General features: G+C 65.2%; 20 protein-coding genes. 2 read left to right on the plus strand and 18 right to left on the minus strand.

The genetic code is table 11. The features are described 5' to 3' along the window. Positions 1-427: 427 nt before the first annotated feature. From ACZ3H8_RS24690 to ACZ3H8_RS24745, 12 genes are all read right to left on the minus strand, one after another. Positions 428-1,699, minus strand: a complete 1,272-nt coding sequence (locus ACZ3H8_RS24690; protein WP_467405244.1) for a tyrosine-type recombinase/integrase — start codon at positions 1,697-1,699, stop codon at positions 428-430. An 11-nt stretch (positions 1,700-1,710) separates the two neighbouring features. Further along, entirely contained in the window at positions 1,711-1,953 is a 243-nt protein-coding gene (locus tag ACZ3H8_RS24695) for an excisionase family DNA-binding protein (protein ID WP_467405246.1), read from the minus strand. A gap of 306 nt (positions 1,954-2,259) precedes the next feature. Next, a complete protein-coding gene (locus tag ACZ3H8_RS24700) occupies positions 2,260-3,810 on the minus strand; it encodes a YfjI family protein (protein WP_467405248.1) in 1,551 nt (516 codons plus the stop codon). Further along, positions 3,807-4,736, minus strand: coding sequence for a bifunctional DNA primase/polymerase (locus ACZ3H8_RS24705; RefSeq protein ID WP_467405251.1), 930 nt, complete (start codon positions 4,734-4,736; stop codon positions 3,807-3,809). The genes ACZ3H8_RS24700 and ACZ3H8_RS24705 overlap by 4 nt, the downstream gene beginning before the upstream one ends. Before the next feature lie 90 nt (positions 4,737-4,826). After that, the gene (locus ACZ3H8_RS24710) at positions 4,827-5,294 is read right to left on the minus strand and encodes a hypothetical protein (RefSeq protein WP_467405253.1); all 468 of its coding nucleotides are present in this window, start codon (positions 5,292-5,294) and stop codon (positions 4,827-4,829) included. Positions 5,295-5,296: 2 nt separating this feature from the next. Further along, a complete protein-coding gene (locus tag ACZ3H8_RS24715) occupies positions 5,297-5,905 on the minus strand; it encodes a hypothetical protein (protein WP_467405255.1) in 609 nt (202 codons plus the stop codon). A 12-nt stretch (positions 5,906-5,917) separates the two neighbouring features. Continuing rightward, positions 5,918-6,106 carry a hypothetical protein gene (locus ACZ3H8_RS24720; protein WP_467405256.1) on the minus strand — a complete coding sequence of 63 codons (189 nt, stop codon included), beginning with the start codon at positions 6,104-6,106 and terminating at the stop codon, positions 5,918-5,920. 21 nt (positions 6,107-6,127) lie between these two features. Next, on the minus strand, positions 6,128-6,379 hold the full coding sequence (locus tag ACZ3H8_RS24725) for a hypothetical protein (RefSeq protein WP_467405258.1): 252 nt from the start codon (positions 6,377-6,379) through the stop codon (positions 6,128-6,130). 141 nt (positions 6,380-6,520) lie between these two features. Beyond that, positions 6,521-8,740: a cell division protein FtsK gene (locus tag ACZ3H8_RS24730; RefSeq protein ID WP_467405261.1), complete on the minus strand. Its 2,220-nt coding sequence runs from the start codon at positions 8,738-8,740 to the stop codon at positions 6,521-6,523. 82 nt (positions 8,741-8,822) lie between these two features. After that, positions 8,823-9,209, minus strand: a complete 387-nt coding sequence (locus ACZ3H8_RS24735) for an RRQRL motif-containing zinc-binding protein (RefSeq protein ID WP_467405263.1) — start codon at positions 9,207-9,209, stop codon at positions 8,823-8,825. After that, entirely contained in the window at positions 9,209-10,075 is an 867-nt protein-coding gene (locus ACZ3H8_RS24740) for a DUF2637 domain-containing protein (protein WP_467405266.1), read from the minus strand. The genes ACZ3H8_RS24735 and ACZ3H8_RS24740 overlap by 1 nt, the downstream gene beginning before the upstream one ends. Next, positions 10,072-10,386, minus strand: a complete 315-nt coding sequence (locus ACZ3H8_RS24745; protein WP_467405267.1) for a hypothetical protein — start codon at positions 10,384-10,386, stop codon at positions 10,072-10,074. Before ACZ3H8_RS24745 ends, ACZ3H8_RS24740 begins: the two co-directional genes overlap by 4 nt. 515 nt (positions 10,387-10,901) lie before the next feature. Here ACZ3H8_RS24745 and ACZ3H8_RS24750 point away from each other — a divergent pair. Then, positions 10,902-11,618 carry an XRE family transcriptional regulator gene (locus ACZ3H8_RS24750; RefSeq protein ID WP_467405270.1) on the plus strand — a complete coding sequence of 239 codons (717 nt, stop codon included), beginning with the start codon at positions 10,902-10,904 and terminating at the stop codon, positions 11,616-11,618. Positions 11,619-11,620: 2 nt separating this feature from the next. Beyond that, positions 11,621-12,094 carry an NUDIX domain-containing protein gene (locus tag ACZ3H8_RS24755; protein WP_467405272.1) on the plus strand — a complete coding sequence of 158 codons (474 nt, stop codon included), beginning with the start codon at positions 11,621-11,623 and terminating at the stop codon, positions 12,092-12,094. On the opposite strand, the gene ACZ3H8_RS24760 is transcribed toward ACZ3H8_RS24755, so the two are convergent. The 6 genes from ACZ3H8_RS24760 to ACZ3H8_RS24785 all read right to left on the minus strand — a co-directional run bounded on the left by ACZ3H8_RS24760 (position 12,082) and on the right by ACZ3H8_RS24785 (position 19,870). Next, positions 12,082-12,654 (minus strand): HD domain-containing protein, encoded by a 573-nt coding sequence (locus ACZ3H8_RS24760; RefSeq protein WP_467405275.1) that lies wholly within the window; start codon positions 12,652-12,654, stop codon positions 12,082-12,084. The two genes, ACZ3H8_RS24755 and ACZ3H8_RS24760, sit on opposite strands and share 13 nt — an antisense overlap. Next, positions 12,651-13,037: a GntR family transcriptional regulator gene (locus tag ACZ3H8_RS24765; protein WP_467405469.1), complete on the minus strand. Its 387-nt coding sequence runs from the start codon at positions 13,035-13,037 to the stop codon at positions 12,651-12,653. The genes ACZ3H8_RS24760 and ACZ3H8_RS24765 overlap by 4 nt, the downstream gene beginning before the upstream one ends. A gap of 208 nt (positions 13,038-13,245) precedes the next feature. Next, positions 13,246-14,664: a DUF6414 family protein gene (locus ACZ3H8_RS24770; protein ID WP_467405277.1), complete on the minus strand. Its 1,419-nt coding sequence runs from the start codon at positions 14,662-14,664 to the stop codon at positions 13,246-13,248. After that, on the minus strand, positions 14,612-15,874 hold the full coding sequence (locus tag ACZ3H8_RS24775; RefSeq protein ID WP_467405279.1) for an ATP-binding protein: 1,263 nt from the start codon (positions 15,872-15,874) through the stop codon (positions 14,612-14,614). The genes ACZ3H8_RS24770 and ACZ3H8_RS24775 overlap by 53 nt, the downstream gene beginning before the upstream one ends. 424 nt (positions 15,875-16,298) lie before the next feature. After that, on the minus strand, positions 16,299-19,211 hold the full coding sequence (gene fxsT / locus ACZ3H8_RS24780; RefSeq protein ID WP_467405282.1) for an FxSxx-COOH system tetratricopeptide repeat protein: 2,913 nt from the start codon (positions 19,209-19,211) through the stop codon (positions 16,299-16,301). Between the two features lie 188 nt (positions 19,212-19,399). Then, a complete protein-coding gene (locus ACZ3H8_RS24785; RefSeq protein ID WP_467405284.1) occupies positions 19,400-19,870 on the minus strand; it encodes a hypothetical protein in 471 nt (156 codons plus the stop codon). Between the last annotated feature and the right edge of the window lie 97 nt (positions 19,871-19,967).

Here is a 19,967-nt window from a genome sequence, read left to right on the forward strand (position 1 = left end):
GCAGGAGCAGGCGCTCCAGCCGGAGCAGCAGGCGCACGTTTCTTACGAAGCCTAAACACGTTAACTCACCCGTTCCTGCACTCGGTTCCGCCGCATAGTTCCTCCACGGACATTTCCTGAAGGCGCAGTAATCCGCCTTGAAGCGTTCCCTCGCCACTATCACCTTTCGGCCCCAAGAAGGCTCGTCAGTTAGCCCATTCGGGTGACTCGGGTTCGAGGTTGAGTGAAGCTAAGACCGAGAAGCGCCGAGAGATGAGGTTTAGCTCGGGCCATCTGCGGGCCGTCTATGCTGCCGAGCAGCCACCTCAGTTCTCGTCTCGTTCATTGCCATTCCCGCCACGGGTCCGATGCCTTTGAGCAGGGAACACAAGTAGGGCGGCCCTCCCCAGGTAGGGCCGCCCTACTTGTGTTCGCCTCAATTCCCCTCTCAGTTGGCCGATACGAGCGCGCCGGCCGCGCCGTCGTCGTCATCCGGCCGGGACGCTTCGGCCTTCCAGATCAGACCGTCGACCTGCCTCGCCACGTCGGCCCAAACCGCGTCGACCATGTGCTGATACCGAGCGGCCATGGCGGTTGTCGACCATCCCATGAGGCCCATGACTGCTCGCTCGGGCACACCAAGGATGAGCAGAACCGTGGCGGCCGTATGGCGCGCGTCGTGCAACCGCCCGTCGCGTACGTTCGCCTCCGTCAGCAGGGCCTTCCACTCAGCCCAATCCTTCCGGTGGGAAGGGCTGCGGCCGTGTCCGTCGGGGAACACCCAGCCGCCTTCCACCCAGCGTTTCCCCGCGGCTTGCCGTTCCGCGTCTTGGGCCTCGCGATGCGCTCGCAGTAGGTCAACGAGCTGTTCCGGGAGACCGACCGCGCGGCGGCCAGCACGCGACTTGGTGGTGGAAGTCTCCGGGTTGCGTCGCCGCCTCTGCGGACAGTAGCCAGCCTTGCGCCCGCAGGCTTCCGCACACCCGTGCGCGAACTGCGGACGGTGGCGACTCCGGCGGACCAAGAGAAACCCGCCGTCAAGGTCGATGTCCTCCCACTTCAAGCCCAGCACCTCTCCCTGGCGCAGTCCGAGGGCGAGCGCAACGGCCCATCGCGCCGAGTTGCGGTGCGTGTCGGCGGCTTTCAGTAGACGCTGTACCTCTTGCACGGTGTAGGGCTCCACCTCGTAGTCACCCACCTTCGGAGCCTTGGCTAACTGGACCGGGTTCTTTCCGAGGTGGCCGCGCCGTACAGCCTCGTTGAGGGCGGTCCGGAACGTGCGGTGCACCTGGTGCGCAGTCGCGGACTTACTGCCGTTGGCCTGCATCTTCGCGTAGAACACCTCGATGTGCTCCGGCTTGAGCCTGTCGAGACGATGAGCACCCAAGCCAGGGATCAGGTGCTTCCGCACGGCCACGCCGTACCCCACCATCGTGTTGTCGTTGACCGTGAGGGGGGCAACGTTCTCAATCCAGTGCGTCAGCCACGCCTTGACCGTCCAGGGCTTGCCCGGCTTGCGCACGGTCTTGGCGTCGCGCTGCCGCTCCAGGTCGCGGACAGCTTCGGTGACCTCGGCGCGCGTCTTGCGTTCCACGTGGCGGCGGTCCGGCTTGCCGTCGTCGCGGATGCCGACCGTGACACGGCCGTGCCACTTTCCGTCCTTGCCGAGGTAGATGGACGACCGGCCGTTTGGCTGGCGGGTGCGCTTGGGTTCTGTCATGAGCAGCCTCCTCAGGCGGCACTGGTGAGAGTGGGTCGGCTGGCCTCCCGGAGCCGCGCGACGTAGTCGTCCAGCGCGGTCACGGGCACTCGGCGTAGTCGTCCGACAGGAACGGACTCCAGTTCTCCGGAGCCGATGAGCTGGAAGCAGAGGGTGCGACCGATGCGGAGCCGCCGCGCCGCCTCCTCGACTTTGAGCAGGACCAACGTGGGGTCGTGTTCGGCGAGCGTGTCGGTTTCAGGGGTGTCGTTCATGGGGCTCGCTCCTAGGAGGGCCGCCACAGAAACCACGAAATACACAGAAACCCGGGATTGCGGACCTGACCTGCGGTGATGCAGCGGGAGGGGTCCCGCCACAGAAATCGGTTTTGGTTCCACAGAAATACGGCCGGGCCCTGCCGTCAGCAGGCCCGCCCGGGGAGGCCGCGAGGCGGTTCTTATTTCTGTGGAACTTTTCGCGATTTCTGTGGCGACACCATCACCAGCCCTGATCGGGCCGTTTGTGCAGGCCAGAGGGCTAGCCGGGTTATTTCTGTGATTCTGCGGTATCTGTGGCGGGGGTCAGCGGTTCGGGGCCGTCAGGCGGGGGTGGATGAGGTAGCGCGGCGAGGGCGGCCGACCGCGCCCGCCGGAACGCTGAACCGCCTGCGCCCGGACGTATCCGTGGTCCTCCAGGAGGTTCAGGGCAGGGTCCAGGTCGGTAGCGGTGGGGAACTCGGAGCGGGAGAGCTTGGCCATCAGGTCTCGCTTGCTGACCTCGCTCCAGCCGCCTGAGCGGATCACCTCCAGGACGCTGCGGGCCCGGTCGGTGGTGGGGTCTGCGCCCATGGCGTCGAACGCGGCCAGTCCATGGCTGGTGAAGTACTCCGCGAGCGCGATGGCGTCGCGCATGGTGGCTTCGGCTACTGGCTTGGTGTGCGAGCCCACCAGGTGCTGGGCGAGGTGCAGCAGACCGGCGATGCGGGCGGTTGCTCCGACGACCTTGCCCGCCCAGTCGGCAATGTGACCGAGTGAGCCGCCGCGAGCGGCGAGCTTGGGCTCTACGCGGTCCTGGAAGGCCAGCAGTGCGGCATCGGCTTCGGGGGTGAGCTGGATGACCGCGGGGTCGGTCCAGTCCGCGAGGCCCATCGTCAGGTCCATGACGTTGCGCCGGTAGGTGGCTTTCACGTCCTCCGGGATCGGGTCGGGGCTGGACTTGCGTCGTCCGACGAGGGATTCGGGGATGGAGTACAGGAACCGCCCCAGCAGACCGCGGCCGCGGGCGACTTCGTTGCGGCCAATGGCTTCCAGCACTTGCGGCTGGACACAGATGCCCATGGTCACCGCGGGGTGTTCGATGTACTCGCGGCGGGTCTGCCGGTCCACGCGCAGCCGGTCTCCTGCGTGGCCTTTGAGGAAGACTCCGAGGTTGGGTGAACCGCTGCTGTAGCGGCCGGCCATGATGTCGAAGATCTCCCCCTCGGCCGACATGACGCTGATCCGCCCGCCCTGCTCCGCGAGCCGCGTCGTGACCGTCTCCGCGGTCGCATCATCCGCGAGCAACTGGGGCTCGGTCGGGATAGCGATGCTGTCCGCGGTCTGCGCCAGTGCGAGCGCGTTGGCCACCAGCTCGTCACGCTCATCCGCCTTGGCCGTAGCTGCCTTGGCGGTTGCCTTGTCGGCCGCCTCCTTCGCGAGCCGAGCGGTCAACTGTGCTTCCACGATCGCCGGTTGGCGCACGGTCTTGAGCTGCTGCTCGGCATCAAAGAGCGGATCTGACAGCAGCGCGAACACGGCGGACTTCCGGTTGGCCGGAGGCAGGGCGACGACCACGTACAGGTTGGTGGGCTCGCGCCAGTTGCCGTGCACGAGCACAACCGACCGGCCACCCGCAGCGGTCGCGATGACCGACAGAGCGATGCATCCCGCAAGGTCTACCGGGGTCTGCGTCTCCTCGGCGACCGCGGCCACGAATTCGCGCAGCCAGCCCGGCAAGGAGCCCACCGGGAACTCTGCGAGCGTTCGCCGCGCGGTGAGAGGCACGGGGTCCTCCCACACCGGTTCTGCGGGCGGTGCGTCCAGATCGGCGGTGAGCCCTGCCCACAGTTCGCTGTCCACAGGCTGTGTCGTCATGCCGCACCCACCTCCTCGCCCGCACCGCCGCGGCGGAAGCCTGAGCGGATCGCGGTCCGGCACTCGGCCGAAGACAGGCCCACGGAGAGCCCCGCGGCGGTGAGGTCCGTTTCCGCGGCCGTCTCGGTCAGGTCTCCGAGGCGGATGAAGCGGGCGAGGGCGTAGGCAGCGGCGTAGAGAGCGCCATTACGACCGCCCTCACGGGCGGACTGCACTTTTTCCAACTCCCCCTCCACGGCCGTGGCCACGTAGGCGGAGGTCTTGCGCATGTGGATGGACAGGGTGGTGATCGGCATCGGGGCCGGTACCGGCTGTGTGGTCAGCAGGTCACTAAGCCACGCAGGGAGGGGGGCGGGAGGGGCATTGTGAATGACGCGGTACGGCCTTCCACCCACGACACTGCCGGCCGCAACCACGTACCCGCCCCAGGCCCGGGTGTCGACCTTCCACCCCAGGACACCCGCCCCGCTGCGTAGCGTCTTTCCCTCGGGGGCAGTGAAGTAGAGCTGCTGTCCGCCGCTGCGGGTGCGCACCGTGTAGGTCTCGGTCGGCAGCCACTCGCCCGCCTGCTCGCACAGCATCGCGAACACGTCCAGACCGTCGCTCGTGCCTGCCCACTCCTCCGGCGCGGTGTCGTTGTCGTCCTTCGGTAGATCGAGGTCCACCACGAGCAGTCCGGCGGGCCCGGTGGCGAGTCCGACGTTGTACGGGGCTGCGCTCCACGCGGCCGTGATCGCTGCGGCGTCGCAAGTGGCGCGCTGCTCCGGCGTGCGGTGCCCGTTCGTACAGCGTCCGGTACGGGCGCAACGAGCCTCCGCGTGCCCCGCGGGCCGCTTGTCGCCGGGGCGTAGAGGGAAGACGGGCCAGCCGCGCTCAGCAGCCGCGAGCGCGGCGCGCAGCAGCGCGGGAGTTCGGGTGGGTGTCATGCTGGAGTTCTCCTGCTTCTGTCGTAAGGGGCAGGGCGGAGCCGGGGCGGTCGCGGTCTTGTGGTGAGAGGGCGACCGCCCCGGGCGTATCTATCGGTGCGTGGCCCAGTCCATGTAGACGCGGCGGACGTACAGGCGCGGCTCGCAGCCAGGCCTGACGCCATCGAGATCCATGACGCGGCAGGCTGCTTCGGTGGCCACCTCGGCGGCGTCGTTGGTGTCGCTGCTGCCGTCCTCGTGGCCGTGGGCGATGCGGTCGAGGACTGCGGCCTTGCGGAGCCAGAACTCCCGCCCGAGCTGCGTGCCGAACGGCTTGTCGGCAGCGGTACGGGCGGTCCACCCGATCTCGCTGATGATGCTCGGGGCGGCGGCGTATGCCTCTTCCGGCGTCGGCCACGTCTCGGTCTGCGGCCGGTGATCGGCGGTGACGTACAGCCGGTCCATGTCCGTGTACCGGGAGGGCAGACGTCGCACCGCGCCGGTGTCAAACATGCCGTTGAGCGCGGCCGTGATGCGTTCGGTGTCTGCGGGGTCGCAAATGATGCGGATCTCGAACATGGTCAGTGCTCCTTAGCGGTCTCGATGGCGGGGAGTTCGGGCAGTCCCGCGCGTGTGAGTTGGGCGGGATCGAAGCCCGGCAGCGCTGCCCGGGCGGTCAGTGCCTGCGCGAGGGCGGTGGCGTAGGCCGCGCCTTCGCGGGCGACCTCGATCTGTGCTCCGGCGCGCAGGGCTTCCACGCGCTCGATGTGGCCGTGTTCCTCACGCCGCTCTGCCATGTGCCGCTCGTAGGCGACAGTGTTGCGGCGGTCGGTGCGCCAGTACCGGACCGCGATGCCATATGCGACCGCGGTGGCCAGCACCCACAGGAGCAGCGGCAGGGACAGCCCGTCCGCGTATCCGGCCACCCCTGCGAGGGCGAGCCCACCGGAGGTGGCGAACGCGGTTCCGGCAATGACGCTGTCTCCGCGTTGTCCGGCGGAGGCGAATCCGCCGGCCACTGCGGCACCGGCCGCAAGCACGACCATCAACGTGGCGTTGCCGACGCTGTGTTCGGCCCCGTTGGCGTTCCAGAGGCGGCCGAGGATGAGCACGGTCGATGTGGCAACCGCGGGGGCCACCTTCGGCAGGGCCAGGGCCAGAGTGCTGCGGGCGACGATGGGTTCGTTCACGGCGGGGCTCCTCTACCGGTCGGGGAGCGCCTGGATGACTGCGCCCATGAGGTCGTTGACGGTGGTGCGGGCGTCGGTGTCGGCGAGGTAGAAGCCGAAGAGCACGGCGACGGTTGCGGCTCCGGCACCGAGGGCTTTGAAGCGGAGCAGCAGCGCGAGGGCGATGCCGAAGGCGAAGACGAGCGAGACGGTGATGGCCACGGGGCCTCCTGTGGTGGTGGGTTAGCGGGTGCCGTGGCGGTGGATGCGTCGGCCGCGGTTGAGCAGGTGGCGGCCGATGCGTATGCGGATGCCGTGGCCGTGGCAGCGGCGGCAGTGCTTGCCGCGCCTCGGCCGTCCTTTGCGGTCGTGCTTGAGGGCGAAGCCGAGTCCGTTGCACTTGCGGCAGCGGCCGAACGGGCTGACCCAGCACAGAGATCCGTAACAGAGCGTGATGGCGAGTAGGCAGGCGCTAGCAAGGGCGATGGGGGTCATGGGGTGCCTTCCAGGCGGGGTTGAGGGTGTTTCCGCAGGTGGGTCGCTAGGTGCTAGCGACCTGATCAGTGGCGGTTTTGGTCGCTAGCGAGGTTGCTAGGTCTAGCGACGGTGGGTGCTAGACCTAGCAACCGTTCGGGCCTACTCCGCGGACCGTTTCTTGTTGCGCTCCGTAATCGCGTCGATGATGTGCTGACGCTCGATGCCGCGCCGGTTCGCGCCCTTGCCGCCCTCGGTCTTGCCCCACACCTGGCCCGTGGTGATGCCGTAGGGCTTGAGCGCGGAGGCGAGCTGGTCCGCCTTGGCGCGGCCCTCCAGCTCCGCCCACTCGCCGTATGCCTCGGGGTTCAGCTCGGCGAGGCGGTCCACGATGGTCTCGGACCACACCTTGTCTTCCTTGCGCCCGAGCACCGCGGCCACATCGGTCAGGATCGCGTCCGCGCCGCGGGTGGCCATGACCTCGCCCGCAGCGTCGCCCGTGAGCGTGCCTTCGTCCTCGCGCAGCGCGCGGGCACGGGTCAGGATCGTGTCGGCGTCGCGGCCATCGGCCAGGTAGGTGCGCACGATGCCCGCCTCGTCCGACATGCCCTTGAGCAGGCCAACGCCCTTGTGGGACTTGAGCAGCCGGGAGGCGTCCAGGCCCTCGCTGTAGGAACCGGCGCCCATGACGACATCGGAGACCTGCCAGGACCCGACGCGGAGGGAGAACCGGGCCTGGTGCTGGTCACGCAGCACTGAGGGGCATGCGGTGTCGTCCGGCTTCTGGGTGGAGTTCATGACTGACACCCCAACTGCCGGGGCGACGCGGGCGAGGTAGACCAGCAGGTCAAGGATGGTCTTGCCGTGGACGGGGTGCTGCAAGTACTCCTGCACCTCATCGATCACGACCAGCGTGAGGGGCATGTTCAGCTTCTTGTTCCGGCTGATCTCCGGGGTGAGCTTGCCCTCGGGGCAGATGTGCAGCGGCAGTTCGGACAGCCGGTGGTAGCGGTCTTCCACATCCGCCTTCAGCTCCATCAGGGCACTGATCAGGTGCTCTACCGGGTCGAAGCCGTTGCGGGGCACGATGCCGAAGCCGATGCGGTGCGCCACCTTCGTGAAGCTGCGCCAGTCCGGCGATGCCTTGCCGTCGAACAGGATCAGCCTGACGTACGGGTCCAGTGCGGCAGCCAGCGCGATGGTGCGGGCGGAGAACGTCTTGCCCTGCCTGGGAACCGCGCCGACCAGCAAGGAGAGCCACAGCATCGAGGCCATGACCGGGTTGCCCCGCTCGTCCACGCCCCACGGGAACGGCTGCCAAAAGTCCACCCGTGTTGCCCCCAGCAGCGGCGTACGGCCGGAGGGGACCGCGAGCGGGTCACGGTCGGCAATCCACATCGACACCCGCCGCTCCGAGGACAGATCAGGGTCCAGGAACAACTGAGTGGCGGCGATGTCGATGCCCGAGGCGAGCGCCTTGCGCTTGGCCAGGGCATCGGCGAACGACTTGCCGTACGGCAGGTCGACTACGACGCGCCAGCCGTCCCCGTCCCGGCCGATCGGCCGCGGGAACGCAATCCCCTGGTCAGGCTTGGTCAGACCAGCGGCCACAAAGGCCCGGGTGATGATGTCCGAGGACAGCTTGCGCTTGCGGAACGTCACCTTGGCCCGGTCGATCAGCGGGCGATCGGCCGGCGCGCCGGTGAGCCCTGCCGCGGTGGTCAGGGTGGCCACCGACAACAGCAGCAGCCACGACGGAGCCATCACATACACGGTCAGGGCGGCTGCCAGGCCCACGAAGGAGGCGAGGGTGGTGACGATGCCCCGCAGCCGTACGCGGTCGTTGCGCTGTCGCGACAGCTTCAGGTATTCGCCCGCATCCTCGTTCTCGACTGCCGCGAGCCGGAGGTTCTTGCCCTCGGCGTCGAAAACCCACCGGCCGACCGCAGTTGACCAGCGCCACGCCCCGCGAGGGGAGTAGGCCAGCAGCTTGGGCGTGTAGACGCACGGCAGGCGTACCGCGTGATACCCGGCCATGGTCGAGTAGTGTCGCACCGCCCACTTCCGGACCGCGCTGCGCTGGTCGGGCAGCTTCACCCAGTCGGGGAAGACGGTCGGCCGCGCCTTGTCCTTGGCCTCCATCCACTCGGCAACCGAGGGCGGATAGACCTCGCGGGGCGGGTCGACCGACTGCCCCTCCTCCAGGCCCTCAGCCTCGGGGTCGTCAGTGTCGGGGAGGTCCGCCTCCCACTCGCCCGGCTTCACCTCGCCCGGTGCCGGAATCTCCGGTGGTGCCGGGTCCTTCTGCAGCGGGAACGGCAGAACCTCTGCCGTGCTGTCCTCCGGCTCCTCCGGAGGCGGAAACGCGGTTGTCTCAGTCACGATGAACCTTGCTCCTTCACGGGAGTTGAGGGGCCTGGGCGGCGCTTTGGACGGCCGACCGTCCGGGCCCCACGCGGGGTGTTCAGGCAGCGCGCTGTTCCTCGGGATAGGCGCAGGTCACGCACATGCCGAGCGACGTCGGGATGCAGTACCCGGCATCGGTCCGGCAGGAAGGGCACCAGCGGCGCGCAGCCATCGCCTTGGCGAGAGCCAGGCGCTTGGCGGGCGTCATCGGGCGGACCGGCTTGGCTTGGTCGATGCGGTACAGGTAGGCGACCAGGACACCCGACTTGCGGCCGCGGCAACGCCGCATGACCTGTGCCGCGATCGGCTGCCCACCAGGCCGTAACCCGCGGGCGCGCAGTTGGCGACGGGTGGCGTAGCTGTCCGGGGCGAACTTCCAGGGAAAGGTGGGGACGCCGTATGTGGTGCCGTTCGGGTCGTAGCACTTGCCGAACGTCGGCGACATCACGAAGCCGCCTCTACCGGTCCGCTCTCGCCTGCGGCCCGCTCAGCTTTCAGCGCATCGCGCAGCGTGCGGGCGCTGGCGGACGACGTCCGGACCGCCTTACGGATCGCTTCGGCGGTCAGGGCCTCATCCGACCAGTCCGCAGTGACCGACCGCGCCTCACTGAACAGCTGCTCCGGGCTACGCGTCGGTCGGGTGCTGCGGGCCGACTCGGGGACCCGACCGGTCGCCCGACGCGGCGCGTGCTCGACCGCAGCGACCGCCTTGACCGCAGCCGACTCGCCCGGCGCTGCCGGTTCGATGGCGGGCAGCGGGTCGGCCAACTCCGCAGCGGGCAGTTCACCCGGCGCGGCCGGGGGCTCGGGGGCCGACTCGTGCAGGTCAGAACCCAACCGTTTTACGGTGGTCCGTTGCGATTCCTCCCGAACTGCACTCGGGGTGGGTTGATGGTGAATGACCTTGGCGACCAGGTCCGATCCAAAGTAGATCGACCCGACCGGCAGTGAAGTCGCGAGCAACACCAGGGCGTAGTTGGGGAGTTGCCAGTCGGCCAGTTGGCCCCAGTTGACCGTGTCGCCGTGCAGCTCTGGCACCGCACCATGCACGAAGTTCAGAACGAGGGATGCGCCCGTGTAGCCAGCCAGCACTCGCAGCGCAAAGGTCTTGTCCTTGCCAGTGAGGACAAGCGTGGCGACCAGCGCGAGCGCCATCAGGCCGTCCACGACGAACGGATACAGGGTGGCTCCGGCGTCGTCGGCCCCGACCGCACGTGCCACGTCGCTCAGCGCGTTCCATGAGACGCGGAACGCCATGCCGACCACGGCCACCAGGGCGGCGATCAGCAGGACTTGACCCTTGCGGTTCACGCCGCCTCCCCCGCCCCGGAGGCCCGGCCGCGGGCGGCAGCCCGCAGGAACGGCACGGTCCGGGTGAGAGCGTCGGCGTACAGGGCATCCCACGCGGCCACCTCGTCACCGGCCACGCCTTCGGCGCGCAGGTCGGCGATGATGTCGCGAGCCGCGTCCAGGCGGGCCGCCTCCTCCTCCGGTGCCTCGAAGGCGAGCGGGCCGCGGAACAAGTCGTGGTCAATACCGGCCGACAGTTCCTCGTAGCCGAGCGCCAGCTCAGTGAACTCAACGTCGTTCAGGGCCTGGTGTCGGCCGATGAAATCGCGCATGGCAAAGCTCTCCTGATGTCAGAAGGGGCAGGGAGAGCCGGGGCACCTCGGTCCGTGGTGAGAGGTTGGATGCCCTGGCCTGTCGGAGTTGAGCGAGCCGCTGACCAGCGCGAAGCGCTGCCAGCGGCGACCACTCGTCGAAGACGAGCGGTCATGGCCACTGACGCCACCCTCCAGGCGGCGTCAGGACCAAAAACACTCGTTTTCAACACACTGTTGAGTTCTCAAGGCTCAGGCGCTTCCTTCGAACCCGTCTCACGGGGTCCTCCGGGCAGCTATGCGGTACCTGTTTTACAGGTACCGCATAGTGCTCCGTCAAGTACATCGGCGGGACCTCTTGGCTTCGCGCCGGAACTTCTTGGCGCACCATCAGAATCGGTGCAGGTGAGGGGCGTTGTTCACCCCGCGCGTGGACACCTTGAGTCGATCTCGCTACCGTCAGGAAGTCCCTAGACGTCCCACCGGGGGTTGAGATGTCCAACGAGCGCTTACGGTCTGCTCTCTTGGCGCAGGGCATGACCGTGCAGGACCTGGCCGATGCGATCGAGGTAAACCCGAAGACGGTCGAACGCTGGATCACGCAGGGGAAAGTCCCTTACCGGCGGCACCAGTACGCGACCGCGTCACTGCTCAAGGTCGATGTGACGACGCTGTGGGAAGACTCCCGCACGGTCGAAAGTGCATCCGACCTGAGCAAGGCTGAGATCGTCACGGTCTACCCGCACCGGCACATGGTCCCCACCGGACTCTGGCGCGAGATCTATGGGCGGGCCCAGTCGCACGTCGACGTACTCGTCTACTCCGGGTTGTGGCTGTCGGAGGACCCGCTCTTTCTCGATCTGCTCAAGGCCAAGGTGCAGGGAAACGCGCAGGTGCGCATCCTGCTCGGAGACCCGCACTGTGCAGCGGTCAAGCAGCGCGGCATAGATGAAGGTCACCAGATCATGGACGGCAAAATTCGCAATGCACTGATGAACTACCGTCCGCTGTTCAGCAGTCATCCTGATATCGGCTTCCGGCTGCATGACGCGACGCTCTACAACTCGCTGTTCCGGGCCGACGACGAAATGCTGGTGAACACTCACGTCTACGGCATCGGCGCATACATGGCTCCCGTTCTACATCTCCGTCGGTTGCCGGGTGGAGGGCTCTTCGACACGTACGCGAATAGCATTGAGCAGACCTGGGGAGGCGCGCGCCAGGTCACGGATCACGACCTCAGGGGAGCTTGAGTATGGGACGCATTGACTACCTACACGACCCCGACGCACCGCCGGCCAACTCCGTAGTGCCATCGGTCGTCGCGTTCGTGCAGAACGACGCGGGCGAGGTACTCGTGATCCAGCGGTCCGACAACGGCCGGTGGGCGCTTCCCGGCGGTGGACACGATGTCGGCGAGTCGATCAGCGACACGGTGGTGCGTGAGGTCTGGGAAGAGACCGGCATCAAGGCAGAAGTCATCGACATGTCCGGGATCTACACGGACCCTGGCCACGTGATGCTGTACGACGACGGCGAAGCGCGGCAGCAGTTCAGCATCTGTTTCCGGGCAAGGCCGATCGGCGGAGACGTTCGTACAAGCGACGAGACGACGCAGGTCCGCTGGGTAACTCCAGCGGACCTGACGGAACTCGACATCCACGCGACGATGCGGCTGCGCATCGAGCACGCGATGGACCGGACGCGTACGGCGCCCTACATCGGCTGACGCTTTGCCGTGGCGACCCGCTCCAGTACGCGGGCGGTGCTGGCCAGGATCTCCGGTTCGGCGCGGCGGATGAACGTGCCGATGAGACTGTCTGGCCCGTACCGCCCGGCAATCTCGTTCACTCGGTCCACGGGGTTGGTTGGAGTGCCGTCAGGCGTTGTGTTCATGTCGCAGAAGCAGAGCGCATCGTTGAGGTTCGGGTCTTCCCGCGGGAACTCATCCTCCAACTCCTCGCGCAGCCCTCGCGCCTCTGCCTCCATCCACGCGCACGAATGGTGGGCTACGAGTCGCGCGACGCGGTCGTCTGCCTTCGCGATGTCGCGGAGGTAGCGGGCTCCATCCAGTGGGTGCAAACCAGTCTTGACGAGATCAGGCGCGTAACCGATGTCATGGAGTACCGCAGCCGCTTCCATCAGATCTGCGTCCGCTCCGAGGATGGGAGCGATTGTCCGCGCCCGTTCTGCAACACCCAACGAGTGTTGCCATCGGCGCGGAAGCGGTTCAGCAAGCAGCGATTCGGCGAGCGGATAGGCCCACTCGGTCAGTCCTCGGGTGCTCAACGCTCCGCACGCTCCTCTTGACTTGGCACTGCGCGTACCTTCCTCACCTTGCCCTGGCTTCCTGCCGTCAGCAGCCCGGCCGCTTCAAGCTTCTCCAAGGCCTTGCTGACGGTAGGTCGCGAGACACCGAACCGGGAACTCAGTGCAGACGCGCTCGGGAAATCGGCCCCTACCTCTAGCCTGTCCGCTGCGATCACGTCCGAGATTCGCTCTTCCAGCGGCCGGCGGTCCCGCGCCTGCCCCGCCTTAACTACACGCCAACGACCCCCTGGAACTGGTTCTGCAATGCCTTCTTTCTGCAAGACCCCAAATGTACGTAGCACCACACCGCGGGAAACGCCGTGATCCCGCATTAGATCCGCTACCGACGGAAGTTCCACCATCTCAGGGTTCTCGGCTATCTGAGCCTTCACTGCGTCAGCAATCTTCAGGAAGGTCCCACGTGGACTGGTTTGCGACACCAACTCTCCCTCTCTTCACTGTCACAGATAAGATTCGCATGATCGTAGGCGTACGGCTCGCCGACGTCGGCAGGGCCGACCTAGTGCCTACACATGGCGGCGGTTGGAAAATTACATCTTCGTCTTGGGGTTACCAGTAAATAGCCACGATCTCAGAATCCAGATATTGAGCTTCCTTCTCGCCTTCCGAATCTACCTGAGCGATAGCAGATGATTGCAGCGCCAGTACTCCTCCTGGCATCAGGCCGCATTCCCTCATGGATTCCTCTCGAAGTGCAGCGGAGCGTGTACTCGACGCCCGACATCCAAACTCAGCGTCCATGAATTCTGCAATGGCAGAAAAGCCACGACGGGCTTCTGAAACTGAGGTCAGGTGCGAATGATGGATGTCAGCTTGAAGTTGGAGTCTCTGCAAGTCTGAATCATTCAAAGGAATTTCACACTCGGCAGCAAGAGCTTCTCCGTATGCACGAAGTGCGCGTTTTCTCAGTTCAGCTGATCCTGTCGACGAGTCTCCCGCAGTTGCCATCACCTGGAGCGCCTGAGGAGCAATCTGCCTAATATCTCGACCGATATCAGGAACAACCCGCTCCAGTACATCTACCAGCTTGACAGGCGTCCATGAGGAGCGGATTCCTGACTTACCAACCCTGCAAAGCGCAGTCACTGGTGACTTCGAGAAGAGGATTCTTCGGATATCCTTCCAGAATAGAGATTGCTCCACTACGCCAACGAGGTAGAGGGGTTGCGCGGATGCGCCCGACTGTGCGGCGAAATCATCCGTCACGCTCCGATGGGTCACGTAGCCCACGCCATCGACTGAGAATGCATCGTAGTTGACAGCCCGGCACCGAATGGGAATAAGCCCACCCATTAGACTCTCAAGAAGTTGGTTAACTTCGCGAGCCTGGCTCATCTCCTCGGGCGCAACCTGCGCCGACAATTGATCGGATTGCTCAATAATTTCAGCGATGGTTGAGATGATCGTACTGAACTGAAAAATCGGGTCGGCTTCCAGTTCAATTTCTACCTCAAACAGTCTCCCTCGCTGCAACTTGACTGCGTCGAATGCCCAACGGTAAGGACCCGTTACAATCTCGCCACCGACAGTTAGACTGCGCACGACTTCCCTAGCAGGACTAGCTTCCTGCACCGGAATTGGCATCATCACCAAGGAGTGCCGAACTCTCTTGAGTAGATCCTTGAAGGTGGCCTGGATCGTTGCTTTACGGAGCACCTGATAGTCTTGCGTTTTGGTTGACTCGAACCGTGACCCTGTGTTGGATTTCAACGGTCCAGCGCTAATTTCAAATCCCAAGTTTCCCTCTTTCGTCATGGAATTTGAGAGCGTCTCTGTGATCTCCTCTGGGATTGCACCGCGATGCGAGGAAAGTAGACTCGTCACACTGACCTCATCGAGGTAGACGAACTCGCGGAGCAATTTTTCCTCAAGGTTCCAGAACTTGTCTTTCCTTCTGAACCAAGCCTTGATTCTTCTAATCAACGACCCGCTCGCTCTCGTCTTGCCTGCTTGCGGCGACGCGATCACGATTGCGTGATACGCGTTCCCACCCGCCTATATAGTCTTCTGGCATCAATACATCCCGGTCATCCGTCACGGCCAAAATGGCCGCCTCGGACCAGATAGCCGTCAGTTCGGCCGGAGACCACAGGTGCGTTTTCTCCGCGATAAATTCATGCGGAAGCTCACCATCTACATTGTGGCGTTGTGCGGTAGCGGCAAGAATCTCTCTCCTTGCATCTTGCGAGGGCATTGAGAAGTGAAGCTCCCAGTCAAATCTACCTGGACGGCGCAATGCGACATCGATATCCTGAGGGCGATTTGTGGTGGCAATAACTACAACATTCGAGTCGATTGAGAACCCATCCATGGCGGAGAGAAGTTGTCCCACGATGCGCCGAGATGCCTCATGAGAGTCATTGCTCCGCTGAGATGCCAAGCTATCCATTTCGTCGAAAAATACGATGGCCCGTGGTTGATTCTTCGCATCTTCGAAGATCTTGCGGATCAACTCTTCACTTTGCCCATACCATTTACTGAGAATCTCCGGTCCACTGACTTCATAGAATGCGGCTCCAGCCTGATTGGCGATGATTCGCGCCAGCAGCGTTTTCCCCGTCCCCGGCGGTCCAGTAAATAGCACGCCTTTGATCGGTCGAGCGCCGATCTTTTTTAGTTGTTCATGCTTCTCCAGAGGAATCTCAATTAGTTCCCGCGCTCGTTCTAGGATCTCTGGAAAACCTACGAAATCCGCAAAGGATTCACTGCCCCCACCGGGAGGCACTTTGTACTGTTTGATCGTAGCGTCGTCTACCGGGATCTCTAGATAACGCACAGGCTCCTCGGCCAGGATTCCCACAATGCCAGCACTGTTACCCTCAACTGTATTGCCGACCTGCAGCTCACTGTGAGCCCGTTCGAGGATTCTAAATTGACCATTAACTTCTACGATGACACGGTCATCGAGCAGAATTTTGACGACGCCTACCCATGATTTGTCGTCCCAAGGCTGTCTGGTAGCGTCGTCACCTGGCTGCTCGGGCCATAGTTCACGCGGTCCGCGAACGGCGCTTCTGAGGTCTTCAGCGATCAAAAACACGTCACCGGGTTCAAGATCCGTTGTGTCAGACGCTGACCAGTTGGCCACCCGACCGTCTTGCAACTCACAGTAGACAGTGTCGGTTTCATCATCGACGTGAAATACTCGCGCCATTGTTTGGTGAGAGTGGATTTCCATGCGGACCTCGCACGTCCTTGCCTCGCCAGGGAGCGAGAGATGAGCCTTACGGTGCTCAGTATGGTGTAAGGGCGCAGGATTTGCCCTGCCCTGGCTTCGTCTTGGCTGAGCAGTGGGATCCCCGTAGCTGCAACCCAAGCCATTCGCATGCCCTCCAGGCATCGCTCTGCCCGCAAGCCCAGGTGTCGGCCCTCTTCGGCCTCGTGCCTCAGCGTCATCCTGGTCAACGGCAAGGCGTGTCGCGGGGCAGTCCGCGTAACCACGCCCCGCTCGCAGAGGATGCCCGCCTCAGTTTCCGTCCGCGCGTAGGCCAAGCACCCAGGACTGAACGAGCATGAACTCCCTCGGACTGGACGCTGACCAGCGAAGACAGACCTGCAAGGCATGCACAAGGGAAGCAGGCTCAGCAGTGCCTGCGCCTTGTCTATTCAGGAGCTGCCCTACGACGCAGCCAGCGGTCTCGTCGACGGCGCCTTCTGCGCGATGCAACGAGAGCCCGATCCAGAACACGGCCGCTGCCGAGGGTATCGGGATGGTCAGGCCCCAGGACGCGCGTGCGATCCTCAAGCGTCTGCCGCTGCAGGGCAACCGCCTGCGCATACTCCCCCATCCCCCTCAGCGAGTTAGCCAGGTTATGCCGGCTGCCGAGGGTGTCGGGATGGTCAGGGCCTAGGACGCGCGAACGCGCGTCAAGCGTCTGCCGCTGCAGGGCAACCGCCTGCGCATACTCCCCCATCTCGCTCAGCGCATTAGCCAGGTTGCTGCGGCTGATCAGAGTGTTGGGATGGTCAGGGCCCAAAATCCGCGTGTACGCCTCAAGGGTCTGCCGGTGCAGCTCAGTGGCCTGCGCATACTCCCCCATCCCACTCAGCGCAAGGGCCAGGTTGTTGCGGCCGCCCAGAGTGTCGGGATGGTCAGGGCCCAAAATCCGCGTACGCGCCTCAAGGGTCTGCTGGTGCAGCTCGGCCGCCTGCGCATACTCCCCCATGCGATACAGAACAACACCGAGGTTGTTGCGGCTGATCAGGGTGTCGGGATGGTCACGCCCCAGGACGCGCGTGCGCTCCGTAAGGAGTTGCCGGTGCAGGTCAGCCGCCTGCGCGTACTCCCCCATCTCGCTCAGCGCATTAGCCAGGTTGTTGCGGCTGCCGAGGGTTTCGGGGTCGTCAGGGCCCAGGACGCGCGTGCGCTCCTCAAGCGTCTGCCGGTGCAGCTCAACCGCCTGCGCGTACTCCCCCATTCTGCTCAAGGCAAGCGCCAGGTTGTTGTGGCTGGCCAGAGTGTCGAGGTCGTCAGAGCCCAGGACGCGCGTGCGCTCCTCTAGGAGTTGCCGATCCAAGGCCACAGCCTGTGCGTACTCCCCCATCCCATACAGAGCACTAGACAGGCCGCTGCGGCTCCACAGGGTGTCGCGGTGGTTAGGGCTCAAGACCCGTATGCGGTCTTCAAGCGTGTGCCGGTGCAGCTCAGCCGCCCGCGCGTACTCTCCCATCCCGCTCAGAGCAATGGCGAGGTCGTAACGGCTGGTCAGCGTTTCGGGGTGGTCAGGACCGAAGAAGCGAATCTGGGCATCGAGGACCTGCTGGCGTAGAACGTGCTCCAGTGCGTAGGCACCAGCGCTGCCCAGTACATCCGCGAATGCCACGACCGCGTCACGGGCATCGGTGAAGGTCTCTCGGATGCTGTGATCGAGCAGGAGCCGCATGTGCGGGGCGAGGAGGCGGGCAGCAGGCCAGCCAGCGCGACCGGCCGCGGCAACATCGTGGACAGCTTCGGTCAGCCGATCAGTGAGGGCGCGGTGCCACTGTGCTAGGTCGGTGGTCTCGGCCGTGAGAGCGAGGACGCTGATCTCCCGGACCAGGGGATGTAGCACCACCTGGGCACTATCCTCCTCCGTCACCTCCAGTCCGGTGACGGGTTCGAGCAGGCCGAGGAGCCCGTAGCGGTGCAGACCCGCCAACGCGGCCTCCATGCTGACCACTGTGACCGGCTCTCCCGTCGCAGCGGCCAGAAGGCCCGGAGTGAGCAGAGACAGGGGAATGGGCGCCTGGGCTAGGAGCGCCATCATCCGCAGCAGCGGACGGGCCAGCGCGTTGCCTTCCCCCGTGAGCTGATCGAGGGACACCTCCCAGGTGTGACGCACCACGGTGCGAGCAACGTCTGGGTCGGAAGCGTCGGTGTGCTGCGCGCCGAGGAGTGTGGACAACTCGGCGTCCAACGCCCGGCGGTAGTGGTCGAAGGTTCGGTAGCGGCTAGTGGCAGTCGCGAGGTAGGAGCCAGCCGCGTGCAGGGCAAGTGGCAGCCCGCCCAGCCGGGCTGCCAGTTCCCGCGCTTGCTCCTGCGTACCAGCCTGCGGTGCTGCATCAAGCAGGACTCGACTCGCCTCCTGAACGCCCAACGGCTCCAGCCGCAATAGTTGCGCGCGCGGTCCCCAGGTCTGCCCGCTGGTGTCCCGGCTGGTCACCAGCAGCAGACCGCCGCCGTGCGGGCGGATCCATCCCCGATAGTGGGCTACCTGCTCATGGCCGGGGCCCACCGCCGGCGGTTCATCGACGTTGTCAAGCACTACCAGCCAGCGCCGCGAGAACTGCAGTTGCCGCCAAATCACATCGGGCAGGCTTTCATGCCCAGCCCGGGCAGCCTCCAGACTCGCCTCCGGCAGCCCGCACGCCACCGCCACCTGCGTCAGCTGCTGCGCCAGGTCGACGGAGTTGTGCCATCGCAACCAGAACACCGCCCAGCCTGCCTCTTCGGCCTGAGCAGCGAGCTGCGCAGCCACCGTCGTCTTGCCCAGTCCCCCAGCCCCGCACACCACCGCAAACCTGCCCTGCGGTCGGCGCAACATCCGCGTCAGAAGAGCCAATTCTGCCTCGCGGCCACGCACCTGCTCCACATGCTGACGCTGTAGCGAGCCATGCCGAGTCCCCGCAAGCCTGTCCACCCGTGTCAGGCGCACGGAAGTCGCCCCGCCATCCAGTCGCCGCCCCCAGAGCAGTAACCCCACGCTGGCGGCCACCAGCACCCCGAACACCGGCCACACCACCCACGCCTGCGCGGCCCACCCCGGCACCGTCGCGCTCGCGTAATTGGTCACCGGTCCCAGCACCGCCGTCACCAACGCAGCAGCAGCCGTCACGGCTGATCCCGCCCACGCTCCACGTCTGCCCGCCATACCCGCGCCCCCGCCCCGTTCCTCGCTCATACCGTGCCAGAGCATCAAACCTGACACGACGGGTTCGTAAGTACCCATCAGCAGTGCGCCGAGGTGAGCGTTTGGGACGAAGCATGGCCCCGCATGCGCCTTACGGGCGGCCGTCTCAGCTTCCGTCTCGTTCATCCCCGTACGCGGCCGTCCGGAGCCGTTCACCCCCCGCGATGGGCACCGCGTCCGTACGGGAATGAACGTCGGCGAACGAGCCTGGATCATGCTCTGACCAGCCCGGACAAACCTGCAAAGCGGAAGGAGTAGGTGAAGTCCCCTGGCTGGTGCGAACCCACCTCCGAGCAGTCACGACACCCCGAGTGTCAGTGAGGCTCTGGGGGCAGTCTCTGGACCGGGATGTCGCTCACGCCGAGCGCTGACGAGTACAGACGTGAGTGGGCGAGTTGCGCAAACTTCATCATTTGAGTCTGAAGAGGGGCCGTCGTAGACGCAAAGCGCTCCGTCTGACCTGGAGGACGGCCCGAGCCCGCAAAGCTCTGAGTGAGCCACTCATCGCCATCTTGGATCAGTGCATAGTGCGACGCGTATACGGCCTCCAGGAGCTGGCTAACAGAGTCCTGTTCATCGACAGCGAGCATGAGCCTCAGGACCCACTCCGCTGCTTGCATCTCGCGTATCCGGTCATGCACGGCGTCGCGCTTGACGCGGAAATCGTCGTCAGAACCATCCGCACCCTCGATGTGCTGTCGCACCACGCGCATTTGTCGGCGGACGGTGTCCACTGACAAGACCAGTTCGGCGCAAGCTGTCCGCTTGCGGTCGATCGTCTCCACCCACTGCGCAGACTCGTGTTGCAACCGGGCGATGTTGAGGTGCGAACGACTTTGGAGTCGTGCGCTCGCCCATGTTGTCAGCGCACCAACGGCGGCC

This window comes from Streptomyces sp. NPDC002868 (genome assembly GCF_055563295.1).